This window comes from Bradyrhizobium sp. 139 (assembly GCF_023074175.1).
Taxonomy (GTDB): Bacteria; Pseudomonadota; Alphaproteobacteria; order Rhizobiales; family Xanthobacteraceae; genus Bradyrhizobium.
In genome coordinates this window covers 78,189-90,768 of record NZ_JADPKS010000009.1, presented here as the reverse complement: position 1 = coordinate 90,768, position 12,580 = coordinate 78,189, and the positions used below count along the sequence as shown (strand labels likewise).

Annotated in this window: 12 protein-coding genes; 10 read left to right on the top strand and 2 right to left on the bottom strand. The window is 66.4% G+C overall.

Features of this window, described 5'->3' with window-relative positions; genetic code table 11:
* Nucleotides 1-20 precede the first annotated feature (20 nt).
* Nucleotides 21-1,109, bottom strand: a complete 1,089-nt coding sequence (gene hrcA / locus IVA80_RS03365; protein ID WP_247425635.1) for a heat-inducible transcriptional repressor HrcA — start codon at nt 1,107-1,109, stop codon at nt 21-23.
* 181 nt (nt 1,110-1,290) lie between these two features.
* Between hrcA and rph the strand changes: the two genes are divergently transcribed.
* Genes rph through hemW form a run of 3 tightly spaced genes read left to right on the top strand, consistent with a single transcriptional unit; the run spans nt 1,291 to nt 3,792 of the window.
* On the top strand, nt 1,291-2,004 hold the full coding sequence (gene rph, locus IVA80_RS03360) for a ribonuclease PH (protein WP_247425634.1): 714 nt from the start codon (nt 1,291-1,293) through the stop codon (nt 2,002-2,004).
* A gap of 11 nt (nt 2,005-2,015) precedes the next feature.
* Nucleotides 2,016-2,651, top strand: a complete 636-nt coding sequence (gene rdgB / locus IVA80_RS03355; RefSeq protein WP_247425633.1) for an RdgB/HAM1 family non-canonical purine NTP pyrophosphatase — start codon at nt 2,016-2,018, stop codon at nt 2,649-2,651.
* Entirely contained in the window at nt 2,638-3,792 is a 1,155-nt protein-coding gene (hemW, locus tag IVA80_RS03350) for a radical SAM family heme chaperone HemW (RefSeq protein ID WP_247425632.1), read from the top strand. The genes rdgB and hemW overlap by 14 nt, the downstream gene beginning before the upstream one ends.
* A 123-nt stretch (nt 3,793-3,915) precedes the next feature.
* Here the strand turns inward: hemW and IVA80_RS03345 are convergent, their stop codons facing one another.
* Entirely contained in the window at nt 3,916-5,166 is a 1,251-nt protein-coding gene (locus tag IVA80_RS03345; protein ID WP_247425631.1) for a penicillin-binding protein activator, read from the bottom strand.
* Between the two features lie 338 nt (nt 5,167-5,504).
* On the opposite strand from IVA80_RS03345, the gene rsmI reads away from it, so the two are divergent.
* The 7 genes from rsmI (at nt 5,505) to IVA80_RS03310 (ending at nt 12,579) form a co-directional block, all read left to right on the top strand.
* Nucleotides 5,505-6,455: a 16S rRNA (cytidine(1402)-2'-O)-methyltransferase gene (gene rsmI, locus IVA80_RS03340; RefSeq protein ID WP_247425630.1), complete on the top strand. Its 951-nt coding sequence runs from the start codon at nt 5,505-5,507 to the stop codon at nt 6,453-6,455.
* Complete coding sequence (locus IVA80_RS03335; RefSeq protein WP_247425629.1) at nt 6,442-6,843, top strand: YraN family protein; 402 nt, start codon at nt 6,442-6,444, stop codon at nt 6,841-6,843. Before rsmI ends, IVA80_RS03335 begins: the two co-directional genes overlap by 14 nt.
* 10 nt (nt 6,844-6,853) lie before the next feature.
* Entirely contained in the window at nt 6,854-7,798 is a 945-nt protein-coding gene (gene gshB, locus IVA80_RS03330; RefSeq protein ID WP_247425628.1) for a glutathione synthase, read from the top strand.
* A gap of 361 nt (nt 7,799-8,159) precedes the next feature.
* Nucleotides 8,160-8,975, top strand: a complete 816-nt coding sequence (cpaB, locus tag IVA80_RS03325) for a Flp pilus assembly protein CpaB (RefSeq protein ID WP_247425627.1) — start codon at nt 8,160-8,162, stop codon at nt 8,973-8,975.
* 13 nt (nt 8,976-8,988) lie between these two features.
* The gene (locus IVA80_RS03320; protein WP_247425626.1) at nt 8,989-10,506 is read left to right on the top strand and encodes a type II and III secretion system protein family protein; all 1,518 of its coding nucleotides are present in this window, start codon (nt 8,989-8,991) and stop codon (nt 10,504-10,506) included.
* A 52-nt stretch (nt 10,507-10,558) separates the two neighbouring features.
* Complete coding sequence (locus IVA80_RS03315) at nt 10,559-11,293, top strand: CpaD family pilus assembly protein (protein WP_247425625.1); 735 nt, start codon at nt 10,559-10,561, stop codon at nt 11,291-11,293.
* Complete coding sequence (locus tag IVA80_RS03310; protein ID WP_247425624.1) at nt 11,290-12,579, top strand: AAA family ATPase; 1,290 nt, start codon at nt 11,290-11,292, stop codon at nt 12,577-12,579. Before IVA80_RS03315 ends, IVA80_RS03310 begins: the two co-directional genes overlap by 4 nt.
* Nucleotide 12,580 lies beyond the last annotated feature (1 nt).

Genomic DNA, 12,580 nt, shown 5'->3' with positions numbered 1-12,580 from the left:
GTGATCGGAGGAAACGCCGGTCAGCCCCCCAAAAGGCGGCTGACGATGCGCGCGGCGTAGTCCACGGTCGGGATCACGCGGGCATAATTCAGCCGGGTCGGCCCGATCACGCCCAAAACACCGACGATGTGGCCGGCGGCATCCCGATAGGGCGAGATGATGGTGGAAGAGCCGGACAGCGAGAACAGCTTGTTCTCGCTGCCGATGAATATCCGCACGCCCTCGGCGGTCTCGGCGCGTCCCAGAAGGTCGATCACGCCGCGCTTGGTCTCGAGATCGTCGAACAGGAGGCGAACTCGCTCCAGATCCTCCAGCGCATGCAGATCTTCGAGCAAATTGGCATGGCCACGGACGATGAGCTGGCGGTCCTCGTTCTCGCCGCCGGACCAGCTTGCGATGCCGGCCGAAATCACCTTCTGCGTCAGCTGGTCGAGCTCGGCGCGGGCCTCACCGAGCGCCGTCTCGAGCTCGAGCCGCGCCTCGGCCAAGGTCCGGCCGCGGATTCGCGCATTGAGGAAATTACCGGCTTCAGTGAGCGCGGAGGAGGGAACTCCGAGCGGCAGCGCCAGCACGCGGTTTTCGACCTGGCCGTCCTCGCCGACCAGGATCACCAGCGCCTTCTCCGGTTCCAGACGGACGAATTCGATGTGCTTCAGCCGCGCATTGGATTTCGGCGTCAGCACGACCGCTGCGGCGCGGGTGAGACCGGACAGCCGCGTCAGCGCCTGATCGAGCGCCGCCTCGACCGACTGCGCCTGGCCAACGGAGGCAAGCTGGCTCTGGATCGATTGCCGTTCGGGCTCGCTGAGGTCACCGATCTGCATCAGGGCATCGACGAAGAAGCGCAGGCCGAGTTCCGTGGGAAGCCGGCCGGCGGAGGTGTGCGGGGCATAGATCAGGCCGAGCTGTTCCAGGTCGGCCATGACATTGCGCACCGAGGCCGGCGACAGCGGCATGGCGATCAGGCGCGCAATATTGCGCGAGCCGACCGGCTCGCCGGTCGCAAGATAGCTTTCGACAATTTGACGAAAGATGTCGCGGGAACGCTCGTTGAGCTGGGCGAGGCCTGCGCGCGGCGCGATCAGATGGATCGGATCGTGATGGGCCACAGACGGTAACTCCTCTCAGACGCTCATAATTTGTCCATCCTGGACCGTTCTGACAAGCGTGGTGTTTGCGGGCTCGAAAGCAGGAGTGAATAAGGCCTTGATCTTCCCCCTTGCCGCCCACCCTCACCCCACCTACAAGCACCGCGAATAGCCCTTTTTCGAGAGTTTTGGAGGATTTCCCATGCGGCCAAGCCGCCGTGCGCCCGACGAACTGCGCCCCGTGACGCTGGAGCGCGGCGTGGTCAAATATGCGGAAGGCTCGTGCCTGGTGAAATTCGGCGACACTCATATCCTGGTCACCGCCACGCTGGAGGACCGCCTGCCGCCTTGGCTGAAGGGCCAGGGCCGCGGCTGGGTCACCGCCGAATACGGCATGCTGCCGCGCGCGACCTCCGAACGCACCCGCCGCGAGGCCGCCGCCGGCAAGCAAAGCGGCCGCACCGTCGAGATTCAGCGCCTGATCGGCCGCTCGCTTCGCACCATCATCAATCTCGAAGCACTTGGTGAGCGCCAGATCACGGTCGATTGCGACGTGCTCCAGGCCGACGGCGGCACCCGCACGGCCTCGATCACCGGCGCCTGGGTCGCGCTCGCCGATTGCATCAGCTGGATGAAGGCGCGCAACATGATCAAGGCCAACGTGATGCGCGACAACGTCGCCGCGATCTCCTGCGGCATCTACAACGGCACGCCGGTGCTCGATCTCGACTATGCCGAGGATTCCGAAGCCGACACCGACGCCAATTTCGTCATGACGGGCGATGGCCGCATCATCGAGGTGCAGGGCACCGCGGAACGCGAGCCATTCACAGAAGCCGAGTTCCTGGCGCTGATGGTGCTGGCCCGCAAGGGCGTCGCGCGCCTCGTGGACTTGCAGAAACTGGCCGTGGCGTAGTCAATAGGCCCATGCACCGCCGAATCACCGGAAAGCTGGTCATCGCCACCCACAATCCCGGCAAGCTCGCCGAGATGCGGGAGCTTTTGGCGCCTCACGGCGTCGAGGCGGTATCGGCCGGTGAGCTCGGCCTGCCCGAACCGGAAGAGACCGGCGACGATTTCCGCAGCAACGCCGCGATCAAGGCGATCGCGGCCACGCAGGCGACGAAGCTTCCGGCTTTTGCCGATGATTCCGGCATCGTGGTCGACGCGCTCGACGGCGCACCCGGCATCTACAGCGCGCGCTGGGCTGGTCCGGGCAAAGACTTCGCCGCAGCGATGGCGCAGATCGAGCGCCTGTTGCAGGAGCGCGGCGCGACCACGCCGGACAAGCGCACGGCCCATTTCGTCTCCGCGCTCTGCGTCGCCTGGCCCGACGATCATCTCGAAGAGGTCGAGGCGCGCGTCGACGGCACGCTGGTCTGGCCGCCGCGCGGCAATGCCGGCTTCGGCTACGACCCGATGTTTTTGCCGGACGGCCACAGCCGCACCTTCGGCGAGATGGAGAGCATCGAGAAGCACGGCCTACCGCCGCTCGGCCTTGGCCTGTCGCACCGCGCCCGCGCCTTCGTGAAACTGGCGGAGATCTGCCTTGAGCCGCGCTAAGGAAGCCTTCGGCGTTTACGTGCACTGGCCGTTCTGCCTGTCGAAGTGCCCCTATTGCGACTTCAACAGCCACGTCCGCCACGCCGCGATCGACGAGGCGCGGTTTGCCTCCGCCTTCGCCCGCGAAATCGCTGCGACCGCCGAGCGCACGCCCGGCCGCGAAGTGACCTCGATCTTCCTCGGCGGCGGCACGCCTTCCCTGATGCAGCCCGCAACCGTCGGCGCGGTGCTCGATGCCATCGGCAAGCACTGGCACGTCGCCAGCGACGTCGAGGTAACGCTGGAAGCAAACCCGACCAGCGTCGAGGCCACGCGCTTTGCCGGCTATCGCAACGCCGGCGTCAATCGCGTTTCACTCGGCGTGCAGGCGCTTGACGATGCCTCGCTGAAAGCGCTGGGCCGGATGCACAGCGCGCGCGAGGCGCTCGATGCCGTCGCCATCGCGCGCCGCTCGTTCGACCGGTATTCGTTCGACCTGATCTACGCCCGTCCCGACCAGACGCCGGCGATGTGGGCCGATGAACTGCGTCTCGCCATCGATGAAGCGGCCGAGCATCTGTCGCTCTATCAATTGACGATCGAGGAAGGCACGCCGTTCTTCGGCCTGCATCAGGCCGGTAAATTGAAGACGCCGGACGAAGCGGTCGCGCGTGCGCTCTACGACGTCACGCAGGAGACCTGCGACAAGCTCGGGCTGCCGGCCTACGAGATTTCCAACCACGCGCGGCGCGGCGCCGAGTGCCGGCACAATCTCGTCTATTGGCGCGGCCACGAATACGCCGGTATCGGCCCGGGTGCACACGGAAGGCTCGATATCGACGGTATCAGGCACGCCACCGCCACCGAGAAGCGTCCCGAGGCCTGGCTGATGCGGGTCGAGACCAACGGACACGGCGTCGTCACCGACGATCTCCTCAACAGCGAGGAGCGCGCCGACGAGTTCTTGCTGATGGGATTGCGGCTGGCCGAAGGCATCGACCCCGAGCGCTACGCCGCACTCGCCGGCCGCCCGCTCGACCCCAAACGCATCGCGCTGTTGCGCGAAGAAGGCGCGATCACGGTCGACGCAACGGGACGGCTGCGCGTGACCAGCAGCGGATTCCCGGTGCTGGACGCGGTGGTGGCGGATCTGGCGGCGTAGTCAGGTGCCGTAGGGTGGGCAAAGCGGAAGCGTGCCCACCATTCTCACCACATGTGCAGAAAGATGGTGGGCACGGCGCGCAAACCGCGCGCCTTTGCCCACCTACGGCACCGCCGTCCCGAGCTACGCCCCAAAACTCTTCGGCGAACCCGCCACGGCCACACCGCCGCCGGTGGTCACCTTCATCACCGCAAGCCCGCGCTCGTTGGTGCCGTCGGCGCGGAAGCGGAACAGGCCGTCGATGCCGGCGAAGCCGGAGGGGTTGGTGAGCACGTCGGACGAAAAACGCGTGGGGCCTTGCGTGCGCGCGAGCGCGGCGACGAGGGCGACGGCATCATAGGCGAGCGTGGCGGTACGGATCGGCTCGGCGCCGTATTTGGTGCGGTAGCGGCCGGAGAAGGCGCGGAAGCCGGCCGGGTCCGGCGCGGCGTAGAGCCCGCCTTGCAAGCTCGAGCTGGCATAGACGCGCGGACTGTCCCACAGCCCGGTGCCGAGCAGCTGGATGTTGCGCAAATTCGCGCCCGCCGCGCTCATCGCATCCGCGACGGCAACGACGGCATCGCCATCATCCGCGATGAACAGTGCATCCGCACTGCCAAGCTGCTGCGCCACGGTGCGCGCCGGCGCAGCGCGATCGGCGCCGTATTTCTCGAATGCGACGATGCGCCCGCCGCGTCGCGGCGCTGCCGCCTTCACCGCGGCTTCGACGACATTGCCATAGGCATTGTCGGGCACGAGCACGGCAACGGAGCGCTTTCCGATGCCGGCGGAATATTCGACGATGCGGTTGACGTCGGACTCCGGCAGGAAGCTCAGCAGATAGACGCCGCGGCCGGCGATGCTGGAGTCGGTCGAGAACGCAATCACCGAGATGCCGCGGGTGCGCGCGACCTGCGCCACCGCCGGCACCGACTGCGCGAACAACGGCCCCAGAATGATCTCGGCGCCCTCATCGACCGCCTGCTGTGCACCCGCCTGCGCACCTTGCGGGCTGCCGTTGTCGTCCTTGATCAGGAGCTGGATGTTGGGATTCTGGAACTCGGCCAACGCCATCTCGGCGGCATTGCGCATCGATTGTGCCGCCAAACCGGCGTTACCCGCGGCCGAGAGCGGCAGAATCACCGCGACCTTCACTCCGCCGCTGCCGGCGGTCGTGGCCTGTTGCGGGGGGCCTGCCGGCTGAGCCGGAGGCGAGGAGCTGCTGAACGGATTGGAGAATTGGCTGAGACTCTGCTGCACGCCGGCGCAGGCCGACAGCAGGGGCGTGCCGAGCAACAGGCCGAGCGCGCTCCGCCGGGTCGCCCCTGATAATCGGGGCCCCTGAACGGGAGACTCCTCCGAAAATGAAGACTGTGAATCGCGCGGGCCCGGCATGGCAGCTTCTCTTCTGACCCGCCGTCGCCAGCAGGTCACAATACTCTTTCCGCGACACGAGCCGCGGATTCAGGCATATTGTCGGCAAATAGTTAACCAAAACAAAAGGATAATGACTGTTTAACGCAGCCTCACCTAAGCTCCGGTCAGCTGTCCGCCGTCCGTTACCCAGCATCAAGGCGGCGTTTCCGCCGCGAATATGGCGCTGACGCTTCGTTCCCCCTGGAATGTGATGCCGGATGGATCACATTCCAGATCTTCCTCGCCCTCACCCAAGCGCGATCTTTTTCCGAGGACCGGTTCCCAGTCCCGGGGATCATGCCTAAGTTCATCTCATTATGCGCGCAAAGCCGGTCCCGATAAATACACCTGAAACTACGGATCCCGCCACGCGCGGTTTCTCCATCGACGCTCATCGGCTCGCCGTGCCGAAGGCGGCGCCGGGACTCCATCTGGTCGCGACCCCCATCGGAAATCTCGGCGACATCACGCTGCGCGCGCTTCAGACGCTCGCCGGCGTCGACGTCATCGCCTGCGAGGACACCCGCATCACCCGGCGCCTGACCGAGCGCTACGCGATCGCGGCGCAGCTCAAGCAATATCACGAGCACAACGCAGAAGCCGCGCGTCCAAAGATCCTGGAGGCGCTGGGGCAGGGCGGCTCGGTCGCACTGGTGTCGGATGCCGGCACGCCGTTGATCTCCGACCCCGGCTTCAAGCTGGTGCGCGAGGTCTGCGCGGCCGGCCATGCGGTCTACGCGCTGCCCGGCCCGTCGTCGGTGCTGGCCGCGCTGTCGGTCGCCGCATTGCCGACCGACCGCTTCTTTTTCGAGGGCTTTCTGCCGGCGAAATCCGCCGCGCGAAAGTCGCGCCTTGCGGAGCTCGCCCGCATCGATGCGACGCTGGTGATGTTCGAATCCGGCAATCGCGTGCAGGACACGCTCGCCGAACTCGCCGAGATCATGGGGACGCGGGAGGCCGCAATCTGCCGCGAATTGACGAAACTGCACGAGGAAATCTCGCGCGCGCCGCTGCAACAGCTGGCACGCGGAGCGGACACGCTGGAGACGCGCGGCGAATTCGTGCTGGTGATCGCGCCGCCTGCGGCGGGCGCCGATGTGCTGACACCGGATGCGCTCGACGGTCTGCTGCGCGAAAAGCTGGCCGCGCACAGCGTCAAGGATGCCGTCGCGCATGCGGTCGCGCTCTCGGGCCGGCCGCGCCGGGAGGTCTATGCCCGCGCGCTTGAGCTTGCCAAAGACCTGCGGGGCGGCGATGGCGAAGAATGAGGTCCCGGCGGAACCGAAAGTCGCCTCGCCCGAACGCATCGCCGCGTTCCGCACCGGCATCTCCGCGGAAAGCCGCGCTGCCGCCTATCTCATGGCCAAGGGCTATCGCATCCTCGCCAAGCGCTACCGTACCCCGCACGGCGAGATCGACATCGTGGCACGCCGCCGCAACCTGATCGCCTTCGTCGAGGTCAAGGCGCGCGCGACGCTGGACGAGGCCGCCTTCGCCGTGACGCCGCGCCAGCAGCAGCGCATCATCGATGCCGCGCAAGGCTGGCTCGTCGCGCATCCCGAGCATGCCGAATTCGAGTTGCGATTCGATGCCATGCTGATTGCGCCGAAACGACTTCCGCGCCATGTGTTGGCGGCATTCGACGCCTCGACCTGAAAGGCAGACCATGAAACTGAACGTCGCCGTCCAGATGGACCCCATCGCCCGGATCAACATCCAGGGCGATTCCACCTTTGCGCTGCTCCTGGAGGCCCAGAAGCGCGGCCACGGCCTGTCCTATTATACGCCCGACAAGCTCTCGATGGTCGGCGAAGAGATCGTCGCGCCCGTTCAGCTCCTGACCGTGCGCGACGAGCCCGGCAATCACTTCACGTTGGGCGAGCCCAAGCGCGAAGCGCTCAACGGCTTCGACGTGGTGCTGCTCCGCCAGGATCCGCCATTCGACCTCGCCTACATCACCTCGACGCATTTCCTTGAGCGCATCCATCCGAAGACGCTGGTCGTCAACGATCCTGCCTCGGTGCGCAACGCGCCGGAAAAACTGTTCGTGATGAACTTTCCGCAGCTGATGCCTCCGACCCTGATCTCGCGCGACCTGGATGAGATCAACGCCTTTCGCGACAAGCACGGCGCTGTCGTGATGAAGCCGCTGCACGGCCATGGCGGCGCCGCGGTGTTCCGCGTGATGCCGCAGGACATGAATTTCGGCTCGCTGTTCGACATGTTCTCGGTGACGTTCAAAGAGGCCTGGGTGATCCAGCAGTTCATCGCCGAGGTGAAGCACGGCGACAAGCGCATCATCCTGGTCAACGGCGAGTTCGCCGGCGCGGTGAACCGCGTGCCGGCCGCAGACGATCTCCGCTCCAACATGGTGCGCGGCGGCGCGGCGCAGGAGACCGAGCTCACCCCACGCGAGCGCGAGATCTGCGCCGCCGTCGGACCGGCGCTGCGCGAGCGCGGCCTGCTGTTCGTCGGCATCGACGTCATCAACGGCAACCTCACCGAGATCAACGTGACATCGCCGACCGGCATCCGTGCGATTGCAAAGCTCGGCGGCCCGGATGTCGCGGCGAAGGTCTGGGACGCGATCGAGCAAAAGCGGGCGAAGTAGCCCGACTTGTAGCCCGGATGGAGCGCAGCGAAATCCGGGATCGTGCGCCATACTCAGCGGCCCCGGATTGCGCTGCGCTCTATCCGGGCTTCGCACCTCCCAACTTCGCCGACCCACACATCCCTAACCACCCATTCACCATGACGCCGCGCGCGTCATGCGAACGAACGTGCCGCCACGCGTGATTCTACGGGGACGCTGGCCGACCGGATAACGCCGCGTTCACCATCTGCCCAGAACGCGGAGCGTGACTGGCCATCACATTCGGCCTCGCAACACCCCTTATACTTTTACTCCCTACTCATCGACACGGGGAACCCGCCAACTGCGGTTCGAGCGCCCCGCGTAAGAGTAGAGGCGTATGAACACCGCACGTATTGTCGTTCTCGTCATCGCACTGGGCGCCGGCGGCGTCGCTGCGTATCTGGCGAGCGGCTATGAGAACAGGCCCGCGCCCGTTCTTCCCGTCGCCGAGAAGCTGCCGACGGTCGAGGTCCTGATCGCGAAGAACGACATCCAGCTCGGCCAGGCCGTCAAGCCCGAGGACCTGCAATGGCAGGCGTGGCCGGCGGCAACGGCGAGCAGCACCTTTATCCGCCGCGACAACAGGCCCGAGGCCCAGACCCAGATCGCCGGCTCGATCGCGCGCGTGCCGTTGATGCAGGGCGAGCCGATCCGCGAGCAGAAGCTGGTCAGGGCCGAAGGCTCCGGCTTCATGGCCGCGATCCTGCCCTCCGGCATGCGGGCCGTCTCCACCGAAATTTCAGCCGAGACCGGCGCCGGCGGCTTCATCCTGCCGAACGACCGCGTCGACATCGTCCTGACCCGGCGCCTGAAGAATCCCGAGGGCGCCAATGGCCCGACCGGAGGCAATGATCTCGTCCTGTCCGAGGTCATCCTGACCAACATCCGCGTGCTCGCAATCGACCAGGCGCCGAAGGAAAAGGACGGCCAGAACGCCGTCCTCGGCAAGACCGTCACGCTCGAGCTCAGGCCGGACCAGGTCGCAGCACTCTCGGCCGCGCGTCAGGGCGGCACGCTGACGCTCGCGCTGCGCAGCATCGTCGATGCCAACGCTGTCGACGGCACGCCCGAGGACCAGGCGATCAAGCGGCCCGGCGGCGTGAACGTGATCCGCTACGGCGTGCAGGCGCGGCAACTGACGTCACAGAAGTGATGATGGGGACACCATGAGCTACGGGGATGATCGGACGGGCTCGCGCATTCGGGGGAAGCGCGCGCGCTCGTTCTGGACGGGGGCCATGCTGATGCTGGGGCTGGTTGCAGCTCCCGACCGGGTCAGCGCCGCGGATGCGCCGGTCGGAGACCAGGCGCCGATGCAGGCGCCGGATCTCGACGTGTCGCCGGTTGCGACCATCGCCCCGGCGCGAACGCGCTCGCTGTCGCTCGGCGTCGGCAAGTCGGTGGTCATCGACCTGCCGCGCGAGGTCAAGGACGTGCTGGTGGCCGATCCCAAGATCGCCAATGCGGTGATCCGCTCGTCCCAGCGCGCCTATATCATCGGCGGCCAGGTCGGCCAGACCAATGTCGTGTTCTTCACCGCCGACGGCCAGCAGGTCGCCTCCTACGACATCGCGGTGAAGCGCGACCTCAACGGCATGCGTACGGCGCTGCGCCAGTCGCTGCCGGGCGTGCAGATCGAAGGCGTCGGCGAAAGCGTGATGCTGACCGGCTCGGTGTCGAGCCCGGTCGAGGCCCAGCAGGCCGGCGACGTCGCCGCGAAGCTGGTCGGCGGCTCCGACAAGGTCGTCAACAACATCGTCGTGCGCGGCCGCGACCAGGTGATGCTCAAGGTCGTGGTCGGTGAAGTCAGGCGCGACATCGTCAAGCAGCTGGGCGTCGACCTCAGCGCCAGCCTGAATGCCGGCACCGCGGTCGTGAACTTCAACAATTCCAACCCGTTCTCGGTCAGCGGCGGCCCGATCGTCGGCAGCAACGGGCTCGGCGTGGCCGGCCTCGCCAAGGGCGTCGCCACCGTCAGCGCCACGATGCGCGCGATGGAAAGCGCCGGCGTCATGCGCACGCTGGCCGAACCGAGCCTGACCGCGATCTCCGGCGAATCCGCCACCTTCATCGCCGGCGGCGAATTCCCGATTCCCTCAGGCTATTCCTGCGATCCGGTCACCCACGTCTGTACCACCCAGGTCACCTACAAGAAGTTCGGCATCTCCCTGAACTTCACCCCGGTCGTGCTCAGCGAAGGCCGCATCAGCTTGCGTGTGATGACCGAGGTCTCGGAGCTGTCGAATACGAACTCGATCACGTTGACGCAGGCGGTGTCCTTGACCGCGAGCAACTCGATCACCATCCCCTCGATCCAGACCCGCCGCGCCGAGACCACGCTCGAAATTCCCTCGGGTGGCTCGATGGCGATGGCCGGCCTGATCCAGCAGCAGACCAAGCAGGCGATCAACGGCCTGCCCGGCGTCGATCAGGTGCCGATCATCGGCGCGCTGTTCCGCAGCCAGGACTTCGTCAACAACGAGACCGAGCTGATGGTGATCGTGACGCCCTATGTGGTGCGTGCGGTCGCCCAGAAGGAATTGTCGCGGCCCGATGACGGCTTTGCGCCGGCCTCGGACGCGCAGACAGCGCTGCTCGGCCGCATGAACCGCCTCTACGGCATCACGCGCCGCGTGGATCCCATCGAAAGCACCCGCGGCGATTTCGGCTTCATCATCGACTGAGACGGACGGTTTGGGGGCCGCGGCAAGACACGGGGCAAGAGGGGACAAAGCGATGACGAAGACCATCGTCGATCGACGTCGGAACCTGGGGATCGCGCTCGCGCTGACGGGGCTCTCCGTCATGCTCGGCGCCTGCAACACCACCGGTGAGATCGTCACCCAGACGGTGCCGACCGACTATCGCCAGCGCCATCCGATCGCGGTGCAGGAAGCCAAGAAGTCGATCGTGATCTTCGTCGGCAAGGCGCGCGGCGGCCTCTCCGCCGCGCAGCACGCGGACGTCGCGGGCATTGCCCAGGATTGGGTGCGCGAAGGCACCGGCTCCGTCGTCGTCGACGTGCCGGTCGACACTGCCAATTCGCGCGCCGCGGCCGCGACCTATCACGAAATCCGATCGGTGCTCGCATCCGGCGGCGTGCCTTCGCGCGCCATCGTCCAGCATCCCTATCGCCCCGAGGATCCCGGCCTGCTGCCAACCATCCGCCTGAGCTATTCCAGGATCGCCGCGGTCGCGGGCCCCTGCGGGCTGTGGCCGGAAGACATCGGCCCGTCCATCCTCGATCCCGGCTACAACGAGAACAAGCCGTACTTCAATCTGGGCTGCGCCAGCCAGCGCAACCTCGCGGCAATGATCGATAACCCGGCCGACCTCGAGCAGCCGCGCGCCGAGACGCCGGCCTATACCGCACGGCGCGACATCGCGTTCGATCGCTACCGCAAGGGCGCGACGACCGCGACCCCCTATCCCGAGGCCGACAAGGCCAAGCTCAGCGACACCGGCAAATGACAGGCATCCACGACGAAGAAGCGGACGATCCGCGGCACCCCGAGGAACACATTGCGCCGGTTCCTCGCATCTCGGTGCAGGCCTTTTGCGAGACCGAGCAGACGCTCGCCGCGATGACTGCGGCAGGGCAGGATCGCCGTCTCGCCAAGGCGCATCTCACCGCCAAGGGCGGCGGCCTTGCTGCGGCCATCGAAGTCTATGAGACGATGCCGACGCCGAACGTCATCGTGATCGAATCCGACGGCACCCGCGATATCCTCGAGGGCCTCGACGATCTCGCCGGCGTCTGCGATCCCGGCACCCGGGTCGTCGTGATCGGCAACCCCAACGACACGGCGCCCTATCGCGAGCTGGTGCGTCGCGGCGTCAACGATTACGTCATCGGACCGGTCGAGACCCTCGACGTCGTCCGCTCGATCTGTAGCCTGTTCTCGGCATCGGAAGCCATCATCACCGGCCGCGTCATCGCGGTGGTCGGCGCCAAGGGCGGCGTCGGTGCGTCCACGGTCGCTCACAACGTGGCCTGGACCATCGCGCGCGACCTCGCGCTCGATTCCGTCGTGATCGATCTCGACCTCGCCTTCGGCACCGCAGGCCTCGACTACAATCAGGACCCGGTGCAGGGCATCGCCAACGCGGTGCTCTCGCAGGACCGGCCGGACACGGCGCTGATGGAGCGCCTGCTCTCCAAATGCACCGAGCGCCTCAGCCTGCTGGCCGCGCCCGCGACGCTCGACCGCGTCTACGATTTCGGCGCCGAAGCCTTTGATGCGATCTTCGACACGCTGCGCATGACCACGCCCTGCATCGTGCTCGATGTTCCCCACCAATGGTCGGGCTGGACGCGCCGCGCGCTCGTGAACGCCGACGACATCGTGATCGTGGCCGAGCCCGATCTAGCGAATTTGCGCAACACCAAGAACATGCTGAACGTGCTCAAGGCGGCACGGCCGAATGACCGGCCGCCGCTGTACTGCATCAACCAGGTCGGCATGCACAAGCGGGCGGAGATCGAGGTCAAGGCGTTCGTCAAGACCATGGAGAGCCAGCCGATCGCAGTGATCCCGTTCGATTCGAAACTGTTCTCGACCGCGGCCAATAACGGCCAGATGATCGCGGAGGTCTCCAAAGGCCACCGCACCACCCAGCTGTTTCAGAACATGGCGAACCGCCTCGCGGGGCGCGGCGAGGTGAAGAAGCCGAAGCGCTCGCTGCTCGGGCCGCTGCTGAAGAGGCTGAAGGGCAGATCGGGGCGCGGATCAGCCCCGCATCGCAAGGCATCGTAAG